Raw genomic sequence first — 21719 nt, 5'->3', positions numbered from 1 at the left:
GCCTGTTTTGTGTGAATTGAAGGAACCGGGCAAAGGGTTCTTATGCACGGATGGCTGCGCCAATCCCTAAAAAACAGACTGTCTGAACCCTGTGCCGCCACAACCTTACATATACCAATCAAATAAAACCGGCACAGGGTGAGTTTCTGTTTTTCAGGGATGTTCTAAGCAGCAATCCGTTCATTAGAACCCTCCCGGTTCCTTCCCCAACACAAAACAGGCAACTCACCCTCCGGCTATTATCAACACACCCCAAGGCAAAGCGTCCATTACCTAAGAATCCATTTTTATAAAGTCTATTTCCTAAGTCCATATCCTTTACGTCCATCGTAAAATCTATAAAAACCTATTGCAAAAAGTCCATCAAAGAAATCTGATTAGAAATCGGCAAATCCCCAAATAAATTTAAGTCAGCCATCAAGTCTACAACTGTAGAACTAACCTTGCACCGACTCCTAAAATCATCCCTGGATAAAAACTTGCCATCCTTAACCGCATCCACCACCCCATCAGCAGCCTTGTCTCCAAGTCCGTCAATCGTGCTTAAAGACGGCATTAACTTACCATCAATAATCTGAAAATGATGGGCTTTAGCCGTATAAATATCAATGGGCATAAATTCAAAACCTCTGGCATACATCTCCTGGACTATCTTCATATCCTTTAAAACATCCTGTTCCTTTTTGGACAATTCATTGCTGCGCCGTTTATAGTCCGCCATATAACGTTCCAGCCTCTCACTGCCAAGACACATCAATTCATAATTAAAAGCAGAGGCACGGATACTAAAATATGCCGCATAATAAGCCAACGGATAATATACCTTAAAATACGCTATACGAAAGGCCATCATAACATAAGCCGCCGCATGGGCTTTGGGGAACATATACTTAATCCGTTTACAGGACCAGATATACCAGTCCGGCACGCCTTCTGCAAGCATTTCCTCTTCCATCTCAGGACTAAGTCCCTTACCCTTACGAACACTTTCCATGATTTTAAAGGAATGACCGCTGTCCACTCCCTGATGAATCAAATAAGTCATAATATCATCACGGGTACAGATTGCTGTAGCAAGTGTACATTTTCCTTCGGTTATTAAAGTCTGGGCGTTGTTTAACCATACGTCGGTACCATGGGAAAGTCCGGAAATTCGAACCAGATCGGAAAAGTTTTTAGGTTTCGTATCCCGAAGCATCTGCATAACGAAATCCGTTCCAAATTCCGGAATACCAAGACAGCCTAAATCGCAGCCCCCGATATCCTCCGGTTTTATTTCTAACGCACTTAAATTATCAAATAAGGATAAAACCTTTTCATCATCAAGCCTTATGGTTTTTGCATCCAATCCTGTTAAATCCTCTAACATACGAATCATCGTAGGATCATCGTGTCCTAAGATATCAAGTTTTAGCAGGTTATGGTCAATGGAGTGGTAATCAAAGTGGGTGGTTATGGTCTTCGTGGTCATATCATTAGCCGGGTGCTGTACCGGTGTAAAGGAATAAATCTCCTCTCCATGGGGAAGTACAATGATTCCACCGGGATGCTGTCCGGTCGTTCTTCTTACTCCCACACAGCCGGAAACGATACGTTCAATTTCTGCTCTTCTCCTGTGCTGCCCTCTCTCCTCATAATACTTAAGGACATAACCATAAGCGGTTTTATCCGCAAGTGTACCAATTGTTCCGGCACGGAAGGTATGCCCCTGACCGAATATGACTTCCGTATAATCGTGGGCCTTACTCTGATATTCACCGGAGAAGTTAAGGTCAATATCCGGCTCTTTATCTCCATTAAACCCTAAGAAGGTTTCAAAAGGGATATCATGTCCGTCTTTGCTTAAGGGCTGTCCGCAGACCGGGCAGGTTTTATCCGGCATGTCACACCCGGAACTACCCGCATAGGCTCTTACTTCCTCTGACTCAAAGTCAGAATAAAAGCAATTCGTACAATAATAATGGGCAGCTAAGGGATTCACCTCTGTTATCCCAGACATGGTAGCTACAAAGGAGGACCCTACAGATCCTCTGGAACCTACCAGATATCCGTCTTCATTGGACTTCCAAACCAGTTTCTGGGCAATAATATACATAACGGCAAACCCATTGGTGATAATGGAATGAAGCTCATGTTCCAATCGTTCCTCAACTTGTTTTGGAAGATTTGGTCCATACATGGAATGGGCTTTGTTATAGCAGATTTCACGAAGGGTTTTATCCGAATCTTCAATAACAGGCGGACATTTATCCGGACGGACCGGAGATATCTTCTCAATCATATCCGCCACCTTATTGGTATTGGTTACGACCACTTCATAAGCCTTGTCTCTTCCAAGATACATGAATTCCTCAAGCATTTCCTCTGTGGTCCTGTAATAAAGAGGGGCTTGGTCATCTGCATCTTTAAAACCTTTACCGGCCATGATAATCCTTCTGTATATCTCATCCTCCGGATCCATAAAATGTACGTCACAGGTAGCAACCACCAGCTTATTAAATTCTTCTCCTAACTTAATAATCCTGCGGTTTATATCCATTAGTTCCTCTCTGGAATTAATGTTGATCTTATCACTGCGGATCATAAAATCATTATTGCCAAGAGGCTGTATCTCCAGATAATCATAAAAGTTAACCAGCCGGTTGATTTCCTCCGGCGGCTGTTCTCTTAGTATTGCCTGATACAATTCTCCTGCTTCACAGGCGGAGCCGATTAAAAGCCCTTCTCTGTTTTCCATAAACAAACTCTTTGGGATCCTGGGCCGCTTGCTGTAATATTCTAAGTGGGAAAGGGAAATGAGCTTATACAAGTTCACCCTTCCAATATCGTTTTGAGCCAGTATGATTGCATGATAGGTAGGCATTTTTTTTATAGCCTCCGGAGATAATCTGCCCATAGTATTGATTTCATCAATACTCATAACATTTTTCTCTTTTAACATGACAACAAACTTAACAAATATCTCTGCCGTCGCACCGGCATCATCTACTGCCCGGTGATGATTTTCCAGGGAAATACCCAGAGCTTTTGCTACTACATTTAATTTATATCTGCTTAAATCAGGCAGTAAAATACGTGCCAGTCCAACGGTATCTATGACTGTAAAATCAGTGGCAATCCCTAATTCTTCTGATTTTTTCGTAATAAAACTAACGTCAAAATTAGCATTATGGGCAACCAGCGCGCTTCCTTCACAGAATTCCAAAAACCTGGGAAGAATGATGTCAATGGTGGGATAGTCCAATACCATCTCATCTTTAATACCGGTCAGTTCCTCAATTTCATAAGGTATGGGAATTTCCGGATTGATAAAGGTACTGAACTTATCAATAATAGTACCATTTACTACCTTTACGGCACCGATTTCTATAATCTTGTCCTTTACCGGTCCAAAACCGGTGGTTTCTATATCAAATACTATGTAGGAATCATCAAGGGACTGTCCCTTTTGGTTTACCACCACTTCTTTTAAGTCATCAACCAGATAGGCTTCCACCCCATAAATTACTTTAAATTCCTTAAGCCTCTCCCATTCTGACTCCGGATAATCTCTTTTACTAAGGGCATGGTTAGCTTCCGGAAAGGACTGGACCACACCATGGTCCGTAATGGCAACTGCCTTATGTCCCCAGGCAAATGCTCTCTTTACCAGATCTTTTGCATCCACCACCGCATCCATATCACTCATCATGGTATGGGCATGCAGCTCTACACGTTTTACCGGGCTGTTGTCCAGTTTAATGGTAGTAAAGCTTGGAATCGTCTTAATACCCACGATCGAACCAATGGTAACCTCATGATCATATTTATCCATTAAAGCCATACCTTTTAATTTGATAAACTGACCCTTTTTCAACACACCTATTACTTCCGCCGCTTCTTCTGTTTTGATAAATATTTTTCCCTGAATGGAATCGGTAAAGTCGGTAATCGTAAAGATAATAATGGTTTTTTCATTCCTAAGTTCCCTGGACTCTACATTAATAATCTTTCCCCGGATTACTACTTCACCGATTTCATCCTGAACGTCTGCAATCGGTACCGTATCACCTTCGAATCCTTTGCCATAGATGGTGTCCGGGTCATTAATGGTCTTTTTGTAACTATATTTGCTTTTATCAAAGGCGCCTTTATTCTTCGCTCCTTTATCATTACCAGATTCCTTCGTGGTTTTATCGTTCCTGGTTTCCTTAGCCGTCTGCACTTCCCCGCCGTAGGAATTCGTTTCTTTTACTTCCTGCATATAAGCCGTAGCCGCTAAATCATCGGCCAGGTTCTGTTCGGTACTGGAATAACCACTGCTATTAGGATTTAAGACCTTAACCCCTTCCCTTGTGACGAATTCATACTCTTCACCAGCCTCTTCTACTACCTCCGGTTCAAAAAATTCAAACCTTACCGATACCTCGTAATTGAAACGGTTCCTATACAGATCAGTCAGGTACGTAATAAAGCCGCCGGAAACTTTTCTGATAAGGAAGTTTTCTTCGCATTTGAAACAAATAATATTGCCCTCAAAGCTTATCTCGGCCAGCTCAAAAATATTATATTCCAATATGCTTCTTTCCCGAAATTCTTCTAGAATGCTGTCTCTGTAGATATGAAATAATTTTTCCGGAGTATACTGAGCTGATAATATGTAGTTTTCCCATAACACAATGTTATTCGGTGCGGTTGCAAAGAGCTGTTTCTTAAGCTGGAATTCCATTTTTTTAATATTCGTTCTTTGGATCAGCCGGCTGCTCTGCATATATATCTTTACTTCGGCAGTTGACTTTGATACTGAAACCTTATCAACCAAAACCTCTTTAAACTGGTTTGCTAGTTCACTTGGAAGATTGGTTAACTGGTCAAAGACCTCAAAAAAAAGCATACCCATAATTAAGCCCCTTTTCTTTCTGACTCTATTCAGATATAGTATTCCTTGTATTTACCTGAATTCCTTACCCGGGTAAATGTTAAGATAATTTAAGATGAACCAAAATTTATCGTAGGGAAAATCATAACTAATAATATTTTCCCAATAAATAAAGCCTTGGGTTTCACTCACTATTCATTCTTGTTTATTAATAATCATTATCAACTAATACGTAATGGAATCTAAACCTCATAAATTATATTGCCGCCTGCATTTTCATCAATTCTTCTCTTAAAGCAGACAATAACTCCGGTTCGGGTACTTTTCTTATAATTTCACCCTTTTTAATAATAATTCCCTCTCCCCTGCCGCCGGCAACACCGATATCTGCTTCTTTGGCTTCTCCGGGTCCGTTTACTGCACAGCCCATTACCGCAACTTTAATATCCAAATCAATGTCCTGAATCAGGTCTTCTACTTCGCCTGCCAGTTTAATTAAATCGATCTGGGTTCTGCCGCAGGTGGGACAGGATACTAATTCTACGCCGCCTTTTCGCAGTCCTAAGGTTTTTAAAATCAGTTTTGCAGATTTAACCTCTTCTAATGGATTACCAGTTAAAGATACCCGGATGGTATCGCCGATTCCTTCATATAACATAATTCCTAACCCAATAGAGGATTTAATATTACCGGCGATGACGGTGCCTGCCTCCGTAATACCTACATGGAGTGGGTATAAGGTCTGTTTTGCTATTAGTTCATGGGCTTTTATACACATTAAAACATCCGAGGATTTTATACTGATAACCAGGTTATCATATCCTAACTCTTCGATGGTCTTAACCTTATCCAAGGCACTTTCCACCAGTCCTTCTGCCGTGACCCCCTGATATTTGGCTACCAGTTCCTTTTCTAAGGAACCGCTGTTTACGCCAACCCGTATCGGTATCTTTCTTTCTTTTGCAGCTTCAACTACAGCTTTTACTTTATCGGTACTGCCAATGTTACCCGGATTGATCCTGATTTTATCAGCTCCATGCTCTATGGCTGCTATCGCCAGGCGGTAATCAAAATGGATATCTGCAACGATGGGGATATGAATCTGTTTTTTTATCTCTGAAAAAGCTTTGGCCGCCTCCATAGTAGGCACCGCACTTCTTATGATATCGCAGCCTGCAGCTTCTAGTTTAAGGATTTGGCTGACGGTTGCTTGTACATCTTCTGTTTTGGTATTAGTCATGGACTGAATCAATATAGGGTTATTACCACCAATCACCTTATCACCGATATGAATTACTTTTGTATTTTCTCTCATATAGACTCCTGTTAAGTACCTAATTAGAAACAATTAGATACTAGTAAGTTAATAATATAACTATAATATGCTGCTTCTTTGTTAAATAGTAAAAATCATAGACTATTTGTTTTTCAGGCCAAGTCCTAATCCCTTAATAACCCCAAATAATCTATGATTTTTCCATAGCCTTTACTTAATTAAAAAATCTGCTGATGTCATTAAACATTACAAATACCATGAGTATCATCAATGCCACCAGTCCAATCATATGAACCAGACCTTCCTTTGCCTGATCCACCGGTTTTCCCCGGAATAATTCAAGAATCAGGAAAACAAGTCTGCCTCCGTCCAGGGCAGGAATCGGTAACAGGTTCATAACCCCTAAGTTAGCACTTAATAATATACTGATATAGGATAAACTCAAAAATACCGATAGAGTACCTTCACTTTTACTTGCCTGATAGGTGTCACCGATAAAGCCTACGATGCCTACCGGACCTGCTATATCATTCCGGCTTACCTTGCCCCGAATAATCTGGCCTAAACTTTGCACCGTGGTTTTTATCCAGTACTTCACTTCCACTGCACTGTATTTTATCACCCCAAAAACATTGGTTTTAACCCTTGCAGAATTAACAGCTAATCCGATACTATAATTTTCACTGGTTAAGACAGGCGTTACCTTGACTGATAATTCTTCCCCTTTTCTGGAGATAGTCATAGATAATTGCTGATCCGTTAAGGGATTTTCTTGAAAATATTGGCTTAGACCCGTTCCATCCTTAATCTTTGTACCGTTAATGCTTGTGATCACATCACCATTTTGGACACCGGCCTTGGCTAAAGGCATATCTTCAGAAATAGAAGTTACCGTTGCTGCTGTTCCATCAGGGGTATAAGCAAATCCCAGCATATATGTTTTGACCATTACCGGCATCAAGGTAACTTTATTTTTAACACCATCTCTTTCATAGGTTAAATTTACCTCTTTCTCGGTATATGGATTAAATTGCAGATAAGTCAATACATCTCTTCCAATGTCTATGTTATTTCCATTAAATCTGGTTATTACATCCCCCTGTTTTATACCTGCATTTGCAGCCGGCGAACCTTTAGCCACACTGGTTATGGCTGCCGGATCGTAACCTACGACACCGGTTATGAACATGGCAAGTAAAAAAGCTAATAGGAAGTTAAAGAAAGGACCGGCAATAACAACCGAGATTCTGGCCCAGACACCCTTTTTACTAAAGGCTCTGTTGTCCTCAACTAGTTCATCTTCACCCATCATAATGCAGGAACCGCCGATTGGGAGCAGCTTCCAGGAATACTTAGTTGTATCCTTCCACTCAGGCGTTGTATCAAAATCATGTTGCGATAAAAAAAATCTGGGATGATACCCCTTCTCTGTCTTAACCATGGTTATTATTCTTGAACCCATACCTACGGAAAATTCAGTTACAAATATACCATTCTTCTTAGCCAGAAGAAAATGTCCCAGTTCATGTATAACAATAATTAAACTAAATATTAAAATTGCAATAATTATATTCATCCTTACCTCCTGATTTAGTAAAAATAAATTCCAAAACCTTTTAACATTTTGCAGTGAGCCGGTTAATTAAATCATATGTTTCTTGTTCCATATTAAGAATTTCAGATACAGACGGATTTTGAACTTTCTTATGGCATTTTACAGCCTCTTCAATTAAATCCACAATATCCAGATATCTTATTTCCCGATTTAAAAATTTAGCCACTGCGATTTCATTGGCAGCGTTATAAACCGTTGGCAGGCTGCCGCCGCCTTTTGAAACTTCATAAGCTAACCGTAAACCTTTAAAGGTTTCATAATCCGGTTCTTCAAAGGTGAGTCTTCCAAGTTCAAAAAAGTTAACTCTGTCGCCGGAAAGCTTTCTTCTACAAGGATAGTACAGCGCATATTGTATGGGAAGCCTCATATCCGGTGTTCCCATTTGTGCTATAATCCCGCCATCTTCGAATTCAACTGCGGAATGTATGACACTTTGGGGCTGTATTACTACTTGTATTTTATCCAAATCAACATGAAATAACCATTTGGCTTCCATTACCTCCAATCCTTTATTGACCAGGGTAGAGGAATCAATGGTAATCTTTCTTCCCATGGACCAATTTGGATGTTTCAGTGCATCTTCCACCTGTATGTTCTCTAATTCATTACGTTTTCTGCCACGGAAGGGACCGCCGGAGGCGGTTAAAATGATTCGGCTGACCGTATTGCCCTCTTCTCCATGAATTGCCTGAAAGATAGCGGAATGCTCGCTGTCAACCGGCAGCAGCCTTACACCATATTCCTGAACTAGCGGCATTATAATATGTCCTGCAGTTACTAAAGTTTCTTTGTTGGCGATTGCGATATCTTTTCCTGCCTTTATGGCTTCTATCGTTGGTTTTATACCGATCATACCAACAACGGCAGTTACAACAATATCAGTACTTTTCACCGTCACACAGTCTATTAATCCATCCATTCCTGAAACGATGGAAACCGGTAAATCCTTTACTTTAATAGCCAGTTCTTTTGCTTTCTTTTCCTCCCAGACACATGCAAGCTTCGGCTTAAATTCCCGTATCTGCTTTTCTAATAAATCTATGTTATTGGCCCCTGCCAAGGCATCGACCATTAAATCCGCATTATTTCTTACCACATCCAGAGTCTGTGTTCCAATAGAACCAGTTGACCCAAGAATAGATATATGTTTCATTCTAACTCCTATCTGCGCGTCTTGACGCACGTACAGACCAGGTTGTTTACTATTATTTAATTATAATTATACCGGAAGCCTGCATGGGATGATTTGCAATTCAAAAAAAGGATCTGCAAATACACCTGTTATATATTTTACACGAGAAACAAAGAATTGTTACTGTAACATTCTTCCTGATAAAAATATAAAATAATGTTAATCGTTATTGTCAATTCCCATCCGACAATAATCCTGATGCTGCACTGTTTTCGCTATGTGGTTAATTGTACTTTCCAGCTTATTAATGATTTATTGATTCACAACATTTACCTGAGTGTATACATAATACCTATTGCATACATATTACTTATTGCCTTGCATATTACTTATTATCTTACATATTACTTATTGCGTACATATTACTTATTGCGTACATATTACTTATTGCCTTACATATTACTTATTGCCTTACATATTACTTATTGCGTACATATTACTTATTGCCTTGCATATTACTTATTGCCTTACATATTCCTGTTTTCGTCCATTCTACACTTATAGAATGGCTGATTATAAAACATTAGATAACAAATATACTACCGGTGCAACAAATATGATGCTGTCAAAACGGTCTAAGATTCCACCATGTCCGGGTATTAACGTACCGTAATCCTTAATGTCATGATTTCGCTTAATTGCCGAAGCTGCTAAATCACCTAACTGGGAAATTACGCTGGATACCCCGCAGATGATTGCAAATGCTGCCTGAGGATTTTGTACTCCGGCTATCGTATTCTTAAATATTGTTGCATAAATAAATCCTAACAATGCCGCGCCTATCACACCGCCAATACAGCCCTCTAAGGACTTCTTGGGACTTAATTTTGGAAGGAACTTATGTTTTCCTATTAGTATACCTACGAGATACGCACAAGTATCAGAACCCCAGGCTCCGATAAAAATCAGCCAGACCAGTAATGAACCATCCTCTAGCATACGTACCTGATATACGAAGCTAAGCATTACCGCCACATAAAACAGACCGAAGAATACCATGGAGATTTCTTCAATTTTAAACTTCGGATAGGAAAATACATATAACAACATTAATAGTAATAAAAAGCCTATCATAAATATCATATTATACATTTCCAAATGGAATAATATAAGCAGATCAAATACAACCGCTGCAGTATATCCAACAACACCAATCAAAGACTTATTCATCTTAATTGTCCGGTACAGCTCCATCATGCCAATCAGTGAAATGGCAAGTATCGTAGCAAATAACACATTACCGCCTAAAACAAGTGTTGCAACCGTCACAATCATAAGAACAACCGAACTACGGAACCTCACCCAAAACATATAACTTCCTCCTATTAAACTGCTCCGAATCTTCTATTTCTACTGTTGTAGTATTGAAAAGCCTTCATTAATTCCTCTTTGGTAAAATCAGGCCATAATGTATCCGTAAAGTAAAATTCCGTATATGCCAGCTGCCATAACAAAAAATTGGAAATCCGCTGTTCACCGCTTGTTCTTATTAATAAATCAGGATCTGGTATACCTTTCGTATCCAAATACCTGAAAAAATTACTCTCATCTATTTCATCCAAACTTATCAGACCTGCTTTGTAAGCTTCTGCCATTTTTTTTGCTCCGCGCAGGATTTCATCCCTACCGCCGTAATTTAAAGCAACCTGAAAGTTAAGCCCTGTATTCTCTGCCGATGCTTCTTCTAACTCAATGATACTTGTCTTGATGTCCTCACCCAGTTTTGAGATATCCCCTAAGATTCGGACTTTCATATTGTTCTTACTACTGGTTTTTAAGCAGTCCTTCATATAATTACGAAGTAATTTCATAAGGGCATCTACCTCATCCCGGGGTCTTGACCAGTTTTCCGTGGAAAATGCATATACCGTCAAATACTTTACACCCATGCGGTATGCTTCTTCACAGATCTTTTCTACTGTTTTGCTGCCTTGTGCGTGTCCGTAATTCCTGGGCATCCTTTTCTTTTTTGCCCAACGGCCGTTACCATCCAGTATGATTGCAATATGTTCCGGTATCTTCATACCTTCCAGCTCTATATTATCTCCCATGGAGACCTCCAACTAATTTTCGTAATTAAGGGACTGTTGCTTATATCGGGTTATTGAATATGCAACAGCCCCCTCTTGTTCTATAAGTCTGATACGATAAAAAATCTTTGAACTCTTATACAGTAAGAATTTCCTTTGATTTGTCATCTGTAAGTTTGTCTATATCATTAATGAATTTATCGGTTGCTTTTTGAATGCTGTCTTCTAAGACTTTTACTTCGTCTTCGGATATTTCACTGTTTTTGTTCATTTTTTTAATGGCATCATTAGCATCTCTTCTTATGTTTCGGACAGCAACTTTGGCATTCTCTGCTTTCTTCTTAACATCCTTGACAAGGTCTTTTCTTCGTTCTTCCGTAAGTTCCGGGAAAACAAGACGGATTACTTTGCCGTCATTATTAGGGGTTAACCCTAAATCAGATGCCAGGATAGCTTTTTCGATGTCCTTAATTAATTTGCTCTCCCAGGGCTGAATCTGAATTACTCTTGGTTCCGGTACTGAAATATTAGCTACTGACTGAAGGGCAGACGGCGTACCGTAATAATCCACTCTGAGCTTATCCAACAAATGGGGATTTGCTCTTCCTGCACGTATTGTAGTGTATTCCTCTTTTAAATTATCCAATGATTTAATCATTTTGCTTTCGTATTGTTCAATTCTTGAATCCATAAAAACTCCTCCAATGATATATTTTAGTTATTAAACAGTTACTCGGGTTCCGCTAAAGTTACCACTGACTGCTTTCACAATACTATTCTCTTCCTCAAGGGCAAATACAAGCATTGGCATTTTATTTTCCATACTTAATACAGTTGCAGACAAATCCACTACCGCCAGCTTACGGTCAAGGGCTTCCGAAAGACTGATTTCATCAAATTTCTTAGCCTCAGGGTTCTTTTTCGGGTCGCTGTCATATACACCATCAACAGCCTTAGCCATAAGGATTACGTCTGCATCCAATTCAACAGCCCGCAGCACAACGCCGGTATCCGTAGAAAAATAAGGATGTCCGGTACCGCCCGCCAAAAACACAACCATACCTTTACCAAAATATTTATTTGCTCTATCCTTTGAAAAAAGTTTTGTCATGCTGCCACATTCAAATGGGGTAAGAATCTGCGTATTCATACCTGTATATCTGAAAATTTCTGAAACATAAATACAGTTCATAACCGTTGCCAGCATGCCAATCTGATCCGCTTTGGTACGGTCAATAGTTTCACTGGTTCTTCCCCTCCAGAAGTTACCACCGCCGATAACAACTCCAACTTCCACTCCATCCTCTACCAGCTGCTTAACCTGTTTAGCAACTGCGATGCAGGTGGCTTCGTCAAAACCGGTTTTCTTGTCACCAGCCAGAGCCTCCCCGCTTAATTTCAGTAAGACTCTTTTGAATCTGTTCATATAAAAAGTACCTCCGGTTATTCAAATATATTATCAATATCTATGGATGCATAGGATAGAGAGCAGAAACCTTCAATCACAGCACCATTATTGATTTGAATGGACTGAGCTTTAATATTTCCTTTAATCACTGCGGAGGAATCAATCACAATAGAACCGCTGACATCGATATCTCCCTTTACAGCCCCTGCAATAACTCCTGACGTACCTGTGATATCCCCGATAACCACAGTTCCAAGTCCGATTTTTATACTGCCTTCACTGGTTATACAGCCTTCAAAACGTTTTGCACCAACATATACTTCCGCAGCCATGCAATTACCATTTACAAGACCTACAACAGATAGTTTGCCCTGACAGTCGATATCACCTTTGATTGTACCCATTACTTCCAAGGATCCTTCCGAAGTAATATTACCGTTGATAACCGTACCTTTTGTTATAACGGTTACTTCATCATTGCCAAATCTAGGAGGTTCACTGGACTTATCTTCCTTTTCAGGTTCTTTATCCCCATCATTCTCTTCCTCTGTCTTCTCTTCCTGACTTTCTTCCTCATTCTCTTCCCTGGTTAATATAGCATCCAGAATATCCATATCTACATTATCATCATCCAAATCTGCTGAATCCTCCGCTGCCGTAGTCTCGGAAACTGTTTCTTCTGCTCCATCTTCTAAAGTATTAACCTCTGCATTGCCGTCAAACACTTCTTCCGGTAATAGTTCATTTACTGCCTGAGATAAATCGTCCTTGAACTCCTTAAAAAAACCCATATTTTATCCTCCTGTAAATAGCTTTATTATTTTAGTTCTGATGAACTTGATTTTACTTGTTGTATGGGCGTTACATCTTCATTCAATGGTAATAATTCGACTCCTTGTTCCGTTAATGTATCCAGAATCATTTTTAGGGCTTTTACGGAATTGCCTTTTGCATCCGTATCATGCATTAAAACAATGGATCTATTATGTACTTTTATACCGTTGATGACACTTTCATATAATTCTTGCGGCGTATACTCTACTCCGGTTGCATCACCACTTACTACATTCCAGTCGAAATATACAACTGACTTTTGATTCAGATAATTAATAAACACCGAAACATCTTCCTTCATAACACTGTTGCTGCTGCCACCAGGAAATCGGTAGATCGTAGAAAGGTATCCAGTAGTATCATATAACAAATCCCTTATCTTTGTAAAGTCCTTATCAAAATCTTCAAGGGATTTATATATCTTATTATAATCATGGGAATAAGAATGCATCCCCAGGGTGTGACCATCCTTTAAAATTTCCTTATACATTTTTTTGGAATAGGTATCTGTTTTCCCTATTACAAAAAAAGTTGCCTTTACCTGATAAGCCGACAGCAGTTTCAGAATCTCTTCGGTATATTTGCTTGGACCGTCATCAAAAGTCAGATATACTGTTTTTTTGTCAAAATCCTTAAACTCATTCTCTTGGGACTTTTGAGTTTTGGCATCTGGTTTATCGGATTTTAAAGTATCTGCAGTTTTTAGAGACTTATCAGTATTTTGAGATTTCCCATTGCTTTTACCGGTTTGATCCTTTTTATTGCTTTCTTTAGAGACCTTTGTATCCGTTTCTTTCTTATTATAATCGCTTTTGGTATTTTCTTCAAGATTAGTCATCTTTTTACCATTAACTTTATCACTGATTCTGGTTTGATCAGACTCTGTCTTTGACTGTTCTGTTTTCATACTGCTGTTATAGGTTTCTGCCTGTGCAATTAATTCATTACTTGTACTGTTTTTACCGCTGTAGGTAACTCCATACCGGTCAACCATTAATATATCGATTTGCTTTTGCAAAAAGTTCAGTTTAAAAAACATAATAATACATAAAACCGTTGGAAGAATTAATAAAACGATTACACTTATAACTATAAATATCTTTATGCGTTTTACGCGGTTGCTTCTTGGAGTATTGGAGCCTTGTCTGCCTGCCCTCATCTCTTTGTCCAAAATATATTCTCCTTTTATTACCAGACATTTTTACTCTTCAAAATATTTTAACACATTATGATGAAAAAACATATATCTATATTTATTAAATATCTATTACATGAAAAACCATTACAGGCTTTTATTCCCAGAACAAGTTAAGTCCCGCTATTTACCGACCTTTATAAATAATGGGATTTCTATCGGATACGATTAATATGTATGTGTAAATATGCAAAATTTCATTGATTCAGCAAATACTTAATAATGTATGTGGATCATTTTTATTACATTTATGATTTCCAATGAAATTTATATGTAAATATTTAACATATTTATATGTTGATATATGTGACATTTGTATATGGAATATATTGTAAACCAGGGGTAGAATATAACTTATACAAGGTATTAGAAAAAGGGGGAGGTACCTATGATGAAAGATAACCTGAAAGAAAAACCGTTTATCCATTTATTCCAAACATCTGAAGGGCATTATTTCTATGACGTAAATAAAGATAAAATTCTTCAAATTCCTGTAGAGGTTTATAACGTACTAGCTCACAACGCCGACTCTAAATCTGAAATGGACAAGCCTGTATTGTTATATATTGAACAACTGAAAAAGGCCGGTTACTTAAAAACAAATCGTGTTTTGGTGTCCGAACATCCTATGACAGAAATCTTAGAATATTACCTTAAGAATAAATTGTCACATATCATTCTTCAAATCACCCAAAACTGTAATTTACGCTGTGAATACTGTATCTATTCGGGGGGATATAACAACAGGTCTCACGCAGATAAAACCATGTCCTTCGAAACTGCAAAAAAAGCTATTGATTATTTAATCCAGCATTCCAGGGACTCCGCCCGGATTGGTTATAGTTTCTATGGAGGAGAACCTTTACTGGCTTTTGAGCTGATTAAAAGGTGTGTTCTTTATGCAGAAGAACAGGCAGAAGGCAGAACAGTTGATTTTAACTTTACTACCAACGGCACTCTCCTGACCAAGGACAAAATTGATTTTTTACAGACCCACAACTTTAACATTTTAATCAGTTTGGATGGTCCTAAGATAATCCATGACAAACACCGTAAATTTGCAGGCAGTGAAGAGGGTTCCTTTGAAACTATCCTGAATAATATAACCTTTATTAGGAAGGAGTATCCTGACTTTTATCATAACAGGGTATCGTTTAATACCGTATTAGATCCAAATAATTCCTTTGCAAAAGTAAATGAATTTCTAAATAAAAACCGTATATTTGAAGAAGTGGGGTTTAACACCGCTCTTATTAGCGGCGATTATGCCAAAGAAGAAATCCCATCAGGCAAAGAATTTTCCGCAGAACTAAAATACGAACTCTTTAAACTGTATTTAAGTAAGACCGGCTGGCTACTAAAAACTGAAACCTCAAAATTGCTGGAAAACCAGTTCCGAACTATGAAACAGCTGGCAGTCCGATTAAAGAAGGACAGCCAATCCCATATTCCGGATCAGTGCCATCGCGGCGGCACCTGTATTCCGGGAGGACAGAAGTTATTTGTAAATGCCGACGGTAATTTATATCCCTGTGAGAGAGTCAGTGAGTCCTCAGAGGCTTCCATCCTTGGAAACATCGAGGAAGGCATTCATATTGATAAAGCTGAGAAACTACTTAACCTTGAAAGGGAAACCGCCGAAGCCTGTCACAACTGCTGGGCCTACTACTACTGCAAAATCTGTATTACCAAAGCAGATGACGGGAATAAAATATCCGGGGATTTCATTAGACAGTCCTGCAGCAAAGTAAAAACAGACCTGGAAAATAACTTTAAAGATTTTTGTGTACTTCATGAATTCGGATATGATCCGGATACAGATAGAAAAGATTAATCTTAAGGAGGTATTTGCTTGGAACAGTCAATAATGTATCGGATTATGCTTTATCCATTTAATAAAGACTACGAACCTGTTGTTCGTCATCAGAACTTACTCAATAACTCGTATATCACAGGTTTGGTAAGCCCTAGAGGCTGGGGGCTTGAACACACTCAGATAGAATGTACAACGGAAATTATGAGGGTTTCCTGCGATTATAAAGAAGCCTTGTCAAACTGCTCTGCTGTTTGGTTCATAGAAGATTCCAATTTAACTCTGCCGGAATCTTTGCTTAAAAACCGTTTGGAGGAAGCCATCCAAAATGGTAAAAAAATAATTTATACCCGGTATCGTAATAAGGAAGAATTAAATCGCATGGCACAGATCATCCCATCGGACTTAAATATTACCCGATTAATAATGCATCATGAGAACACAAACCATGAAATGTTTACAGACATGGCTCCAATAGTACAAGAGCCAATGAATCCAGATAAAAAAGTATATGAACAAGTAAATCAAAAACAAGTAAATCAAGAACAAGTAAACCAAAGACAAGTAAACCAAAATCAAGTAAATCAGAATCAAGTAAATCAGAATCAAGTAAATCAGAATCAAGTAAATCAGAATCAAGTAAATCAAAATCAAATGGTCCAAGAACATAAAGCCCAAGTACAAAAGATTAAAGAACCGAATATCTGTTATGATATCAATACTCCAGTAATTGCCGTACTTGGTGCTTATCAAGGTACAGATAAATATGAAATACAACTTGCCCTGCGAAATGAGCTGTTAGAAAAAGGATATCAGGTCTCCTCTATCTCCTCCAGACGGGACAGCTCTATCTTAGGACTGCATCCCTTTCCTGAATTTATGTATGCCGATACAATCAATGAGGCCGACAAGATTGTACGGTATAACCATTACATAAAGCAAATTGAACTTACAGAAAATCCAGAGGTCATTATTATTGGAGTTCCAGGCGGCGCGATACCTTTTGATCAATATAATCACAACAATTTTGGTATCCTGACTTATGAAATTTCCCGGGCTGTAAATTGTGACTGCGGAATTATGGCACTGCCCTATTTTTCATTACAGGTCGACAACAATTATGATAAAATCGCCAAAGAAATCTATAACCGTTTCAGAATATCCATCGACTATTTTCATATTTCAGCCATAACAGAAGATATTACCCAGGACTCTTTTGTCAAAAGTTTCATTACTTTGGATCGTACGTTTATCAGAAAAAAAATCGGTACATTTGGGTACGATAATGTTTATGATTTTACAGACAGAACAACCATTACAGAAATTGCCGACAAAATAATAGATCAGTTATCCGAAAATTGTTCGGATTTACCCCTGTGAAAGGAGCCTGCTATGGAAACCCAGTTAGACGCAGTACTGAATCAAATATTTAAAAAAAGGACAGGTATTGATTTTTCCAAAAATCCCGAACGAAAAGACCAGAAGTTATTGGCAGAAGAAATTAACCTTCCTGTCAGAGAATTGGTATTGCTTCTTTATGATATCGAACAGCAATTAGGGATACGAATATCAAAGGAAGCGGTAATAGAGGGAAAATTCGATAGTTATCATCATATTGCAGAGCTTATTGTTCTCTAATATGTTAATGATAAAAACTAAGGAAAGGGGGTTATTCTTTATGAAAAAACAATTAGGCAAAAAACAGGTAAAAAGCCAGGAAGTTATTAATTTAACCGTTAGCGCTGGTTGCTCAGGCTGTGGCAGTGTTCCATCCTGGGACTATATTAATGTGCAAGTAGCTTAAGGTAAGCCGGTAAAAATATCATACTTAAAATATCCCGCAGGTCTTAATGACTTGCGGGATATTTCGTATCAGGGCTGATTATCCTGTCTTGACAGTAAAATAACCTTAGCCGTTCTTATTTTCCAAGTTTAATCACATGAAAACTCTTGCTGTTTAATACCACTTGTAAGTTTCCGTCGATAACTTTCGTAGTTTTAACATGAACCGGTGCCACATTATCAGGTTGTTCTTCCGTATTAATAGCCTTTAAATCGGAATGGGTCAGCATAATATGTTCTTTGACCTCATAATCCTTAAACTGACGCAGATCACAGGATACTTCCATAGAATCCTCAAGATCTTTATTGAGAGCAAAAATTGTCAGGGTTTCCTCTTCTTCATTCATTACGCAGACAGAATCCAGATAAGGTGCATCTCCATGCTTGCTTTCATAGGTAGGTGCTTTTACTACAGTATTCAAAACCGTTCCTCGTCCATAATTACTGATAAGTGCAAAGGGATAAAAAATAGTCTGCATCCAGGCTCCAGTATCAGAAGTCATAATAGGAGCAATTACATTAACCAACTGAGCAAGGCAGGCAACCTTTACACGGTCAGCGTGGCGAAGCATGGTAATCATCATACCGGCTACTAATAAAGCATCTTCAAAGTTATAGATATCCTCCAGCTGATGAGGTACTTTACACCAGCGTTCCAGCTTCTTGTCCTGTTCGTTGGAATGATACCATACATTCCATTCATCAAAGGATAAATGAATGGATTTGGTTTTGCGTTTTTTAGCCTTAACCGCATCACAGATAGATATTACTGCAGTTATAAACCGATCCATAGCAACCGTATTCGCTAAAAATTCCGGGGTATTATTATCCTGGTTTCCATAGTATTGATGTAAGGATAAGTAATCTGCCTGATCATAACATTCAGAGAGAACAGTATCTTCCCAAGCCCCAAACGTATCCATATTAAGACCGGAACTGCCGCAGGCAACTAATTCAATAGAAGGGTCCACCATTTTCATAATCCGTCCTGTTTCTGCTGCCAGCCTTCCGTACTCTTTTGCTGTTTTATGCCCCATCTGCCAGGGTCCGTCCATTTCATTGCCAAGGCACCATAGTTTTATGTCGTGAGGCTGTTCATACCCGTGTTTTTTCCTTAATTCACTATAATAACTGCCGCCTTTTAAATTACAATATTCTACAATATTCTTGGCGTCCTCGATTCCTCTGGTTCCAAGATTTACTGCCATCATTGCAGAAGTATCTGCTTTCTTCGCCCAATCCATGAATTCATTCAGACCGAATTGATTGGTTTCGATTACATTCCAGGCAAGATCAATTTTCTCCGGACGTTCATTTTTAGGACCTACACCGTCCTCCCAGTGATAGCCGGATACAAAATTCCCTCCCGGATAACGGACAATGGGAACGTTTAATTTCTGGATTAGCCCTATTACATCACTTCTCATACCCTGCTCATCGGCAAAGGGGCTTTCTGGCTGATAGATTCCTTCATATACAGCCCGTCCAAGATGTTCGATAAAGGAACCATAAATACGCTTATCAATATCTCCTACAATAAAATGTTTATCAATACTTAGTGTTGACTTTTTCATTATTTACCTCCATTACTTGTCGTAGTTAAATTATATCATTTATATAGTTAAATTATATCATTTATATAGAAAATGAAAACTACATTCTTTCTTATAATATTGACTTTTCTTCCGGTTGTTACTATACTGTTTTATATAAATACTATGCCCTATTTACATGAATTTATCGATATGGATGACCCTATACCAACCCTTCGGAGGAAAACCATGCTAACCATTGATTTTTGCGGATATCATACCCACAATCCTGACCATGATGTTATTTTACGTCCGTCTGGTACTCCCAGCTATCTCTTTCTGATCATATTATCACCTATGACCTTTTATTTTCCCAGTGGTGATTCTGTAAAGGCAAAATCTGGCGCCTGTATCCTGTATTCTCCGGGAGAACCTCAGCATTACCAGGCAGTTCATGAGTTTTTCAACAGTTACGTACACTTTTTTTGTAATCCAGAGATTATAGAGGAATATGACCTAAAACAAAACCGGATCTTCTATCCAGATAATGTCGAAGAGCTTAATTGGTTGATAAAAAAGATTTATCAGGAATCTATTAATAAGATGTCAAATGTAGATCAGATGCTTAACGCCTATTTAACCCAGCTCCTTATCATGCTTAATCGCTACCAGATGCAGGAGTCGATCCCATATGAACAAAGGCAGGGAATCTATGCGGAATTGTTAAGCTTAAGAGAATTGATGCTTAAAAGCTGTGAACAACCATGGACGGTAGATCAGATGTGCAAAATACTAAATATCGGGAAAAGTCAGCTTTATACCTATTATCAGCAGTTCTTTAACAGTACCCCAAAGGAGGAACTAATACAAGCCAGGCTTCAAAAATCAAAATATCTGATGAACAATGAGGCTGTGACAATCAGACAAGCAGCACTGGATTCCGGTTTTGCTAACATCTGTCATTTTAACCGGCTCTTTAAAGCACAATGCGGCTGTACCCCCAGTGATTATAGAGAAAAGATTAAAACCTGATGGTTTTACATGTACCGTTATCGTAATAGGAGCTATCTCATATTAATAAATATTGAGAAAATTTTCATGAACAAATGATATCAATTAATAAGGCTCAGTATATAGATGAAGGATTATATATTGTAATTTTATTCTATGCCTACATAAGCAAGGGGTTTCGTACTCTCTTGCAGCAGTCGCGCATACGTTCCATAAAAATTTACAATATATAATCCTTCTTTTTTCCAGATAATAACGTTTAAAATTTTTGATACCACTGGTCAATTGTTAATTTAACGAGTTATCTATTATTAGCAATATTTAGTATATCACTCTTATTGTATATTAGTTGTATAATTTCTAATAATCCCTGGATTCTATTATTTTTTTAACTGGGTTACGGCTAATTACTGCCCATAATAAGCATTTTCCCCATGCTTACGCAAATAATGTTTGTCTGCAATTGCAGTCGGTGCTGGCTTGACATTGGGATTAATCAGTTCCGTATAACAGGACATCTTTGCCACTTCTTCCAGTACCACTGCGTTGTGTACGGCTTCAAAGGCATCTTTGCCCCAGGTGAAGGGACCATGATTGGTGCAAAGGATTCCCGGCAAACTCATGGGCTTGATATTTTTTCCGGTCAGGGTTTCAATAATTACAAGACCGGTATTCTTCTCATATTCTCCGTTGATTTCTTCCTCTGTCAGGCTTCTGGCACAGAGTATGGGGCCGTAAAAATAATCTGCATGGGTTGTGCCATATAACGGAATGCTTCTGCCAGCCTGGGCCCAGGATGTTGCCCAGGTGGAATGGGTATGGACAATACCCCCAAGTTCAGGGTACTTTTTATATAATTCAATATGGGTTGCAGTGTCGGAGGAGGGCTTATAGTTACCTTCGATATGATTGCCGAGAAGATCAACAACGACCATATCCTCTGCCTTCATGCTATCATACTCCACACCGCTGGGTTTAATGACCATATAACCCGTTGCGCGGTCTATACCGCTTACATTCCCCCAGGTATAAGTCACAAGTCCACGACTTGGAAGCTCCATATTTGCTTTAAACACTATTTCTTTTAAATCTTCTAACATATCTTTTCCTTCC

17 protein-coding genes are annotated in these 21719 nt (G+C 38.7%); 5 read left to right on the top strand and 12 right to left on the bottom strand.

Annotated elements, in window-relative coordinates; translation table 11 throughout:
- Positions 1 to 346: 346 nt before the first annotated feature.
- From QA584_RS12975 to QA584_RS12930, 10 genes are all read right to left on the bottom strand, one after another.
- On the bottom strand, positions 347 to 4879 hold the full coding sequence (locus QA584_RS12975; protein WP_278274925.1) for a PolC-type DNA polymerase III: 4533 nt from the start codon (positions 4877 to 4879) through the stop codon (positions 347 to 349).
- Between the two features lie 235 nt (positions 4880 to 5114).
- Complete coding sequence (gene ispG / locus QA584_RS12970) at positions 5115 to 6173, bottom strand: flavodoxin-dependent (E)-4-hydroxy-3-methylbut-2-enyl-diphosphate synthase (protein WP_278274924.1); 1059 nt, start codon at positions 6171 to 6173, stop codon at positions 5115 to 5117.
- A 175-nt stretch (positions 6174 to 6348) separates the two neighbouring features.
- The gene (rseP, locus tag QA584_RS12965; protein ID WP_278274923.1) at positions 6349 to 7710 is read right to left on the bottom strand and encodes an RIP metalloprotease RseP; all 1362 of its coding nucleotides are present in this window, start codon (positions 7708 to 7710) and stop codon (positions 6349 to 6351) included.
- A gap of 40 nt (positions 7711 to 7750) precedes the next feature.
- Positions 7751 to 8902, bottom strand: coding sequence for a 1-deoxy-D-xylulose-5-phosphate reductoisomerase (locus QA584_RS12960; RefSeq protein WP_278274922.1), 1152 nt, complete (start codon positions 8900 to 8902; stop codon positions 7751 to 7753).
- 552 nt (positions 8903 to 9454) lie between these two features.
- Positions 9455 to 10252 (bottom strand): phosphatidate cytidylyltransferase, encoded by a 798-nt coding sequence (locus QA584_RS12955; protein WP_278274921.1) that lies wholly within the window; start codon positions 10250 to 10252, stop codon positions 9455 to 9457.
- A 14-nt stretch (positions 10253 to 10266) separates the two neighbouring features.
- Positions 10267 to 10965, bottom strand: coding sequence for an isoprenyl transferase (locus QA584_RS12950; protein WP_278275165.1), 699 nt, complete (start codon positions 10963 to 10965; stop codon positions 10267 to 10269).
- A gap of 142 nt (positions 10966 to 11107) precedes the next feature.
- Positions 11108 to 11662: a ribosome recycling factor gene (gene frr / locus QA584_RS12945; protein WP_278274920.1), complete on the bottom strand. Its 555-nt coding sequence runs from the start codon at positions 11660 to 11662 to the stop codon at positions 11108 to 11110.
- 30 nt (positions 11663 to 11692) lie between these two features.
- Complete coding sequence (gene pyrH, locus QA584_RS12940) at positions 11693 to 12397, bottom strand: UMP kinase (protein WP_278274919.1); 705 nt, start codon at positions 12395 to 12397, stop codon at positions 11693 to 11695.
- A gap of 17 nt (positions 12398 to 12414) precedes the next feature.
- The gene (locus QA584_RS12935) at positions 12415 to 13170 is read right to left on the bottom strand and encodes a bactofilin family protein (RefSeq protein ID WP_278274918.1); all 756 of its coding nucleotides are present in this window, start codon (positions 13168 to 13170) and stop codon (positions 12415 to 12417) included.
- Positions 13171 to 13196: 26 nt separating this feature from the next.
- Positions 13197 to 14384, bottom strand: a complete 1188-nt coding sequence (locus tag QA584_RS12930; RefSeq protein WP_278274917.1) for a polysaccharide deacetylase family protein — start codon at positions 14382 to 14384, stop codon at positions 13197 to 13199.
- A gap of 412 nt (positions 14385 to 14796) precedes the next feature.
- Between QA584_RS12930 and ccpM the strand changes: the two genes are divergently transcribed.
- The 4 genes from ccpM to QA584_RS12910 are packed head-to-tail and all read left to right on the top strand — an operon-like array spanning position 14797 to position 18025.
- Positions 14797 to 16242, top strand: coding sequence for a Cys-rich peptide radical SAM maturase CcpM (ccpM, locus tag QA584_RS12925; RefSeq protein WP_278274916.1), 1446 nt, complete (start codon positions 14797 to 14799; stop codon positions 16240 to 16242).
- A gap of 18 nt (positions 16243 to 16260) precedes the next feature.
- The gene (locus tag QA584_RS12920; protein WP_278274915.1) at positions 16261 to 17601 is read left to right on the top strand and encodes a TIGR04066 family peptide maturation system protein; all 1341 of its coding nucleotides are present in this window, start codon (positions 16261 to 16263) and stop codon (positions 17599 to 17601) included.
- A gap of 12 nt (positions 17602 to 17613) precedes the next feature.
- The gene (locus QA584_RS12915) at positions 17614 to 17859 is read left to right on the top strand and encodes a peptide maturation system acyl carrier-related protein (RefSeq protein WP_278274914.1); all 246 of its coding nucleotides are present in this window, start codon (positions 17614 to 17616) and stop codon (positions 17857 to 17859) included.
- A gap of 40 nt (positions 17860 to 17899) precedes the next feature.
- Positions 17900 to 18025, top strand: coding sequence for a hypothetical protein (locus tag QA584_RS12910; protein ID WP_278274913.1), 126 nt, complete (start codon positions 17900 to 17902; stop codon positions 18023 to 18025).
- Positions 18026 to 18140: 115 nt separating this feature from the next.
- Here QA584_RS12910 and arfA read toward each other — a convergent pair whose 3' ends face one another.
- Positions 18141 to 19637, bottom strand: coding sequence for an arabinosylfuranosidase ArfA (gene arfA, locus QA584_RS12905; RefSeq protein ID WP_278274912.1), 1497 nt, complete (start codon positions 19635 to 19637; stop codon positions 18141 to 18143).
- Between the two features lie 207 nt (positions 19638 to 19844).
- Between arfA and QA584_RS12900 the strand changes: the two genes are divergently transcribed.
- The gene (locus QA584_RS12900) at positions 19845 to 20627 is read left to right on the top strand and encodes a helix-turn-helix domain-containing protein (protein WP_278274911.1); all 783 of its coding nucleotides are present in this window, start codon (positions 19845 to 19847) and stop codon (positions 20625 to 20627) included.
- Between the two features lie 386 nt (positions 20628 to 21013).
- On the opposite strand, the gene QA584_RS12895 is transcribed toward QA584_RS12900, so the two are convergent.
- Positions 21014 to 21706: an L-ribulose-5-phosphate 4-epimerase gene (locus QA584_RS12895; RefSeq protein ID WP_278274910.1), complete on the bottom strand. Its 693-nt coding sequence runs from the start codon at positions 21704 to 21706 to the stop codon at positions 21014 to 21016.
- Positions 21707 to 21719: the final 13 nt, after the last annotated feature.

Source organism: Anaerocolumna sp. AGMB13025 (assembly GCF_029689925.1).
Classification (GTDB): domain Bacteria; phylum Bacillota; class Clostridia; order Lachnospirales; family Lachnospiraceae; genus Anaerocolumna.
The sequence above is the reverse complement of the archived record's forward strand: the minus strand, read 5'-3'. Positions and strand labels throughout refer to the sequence as shown.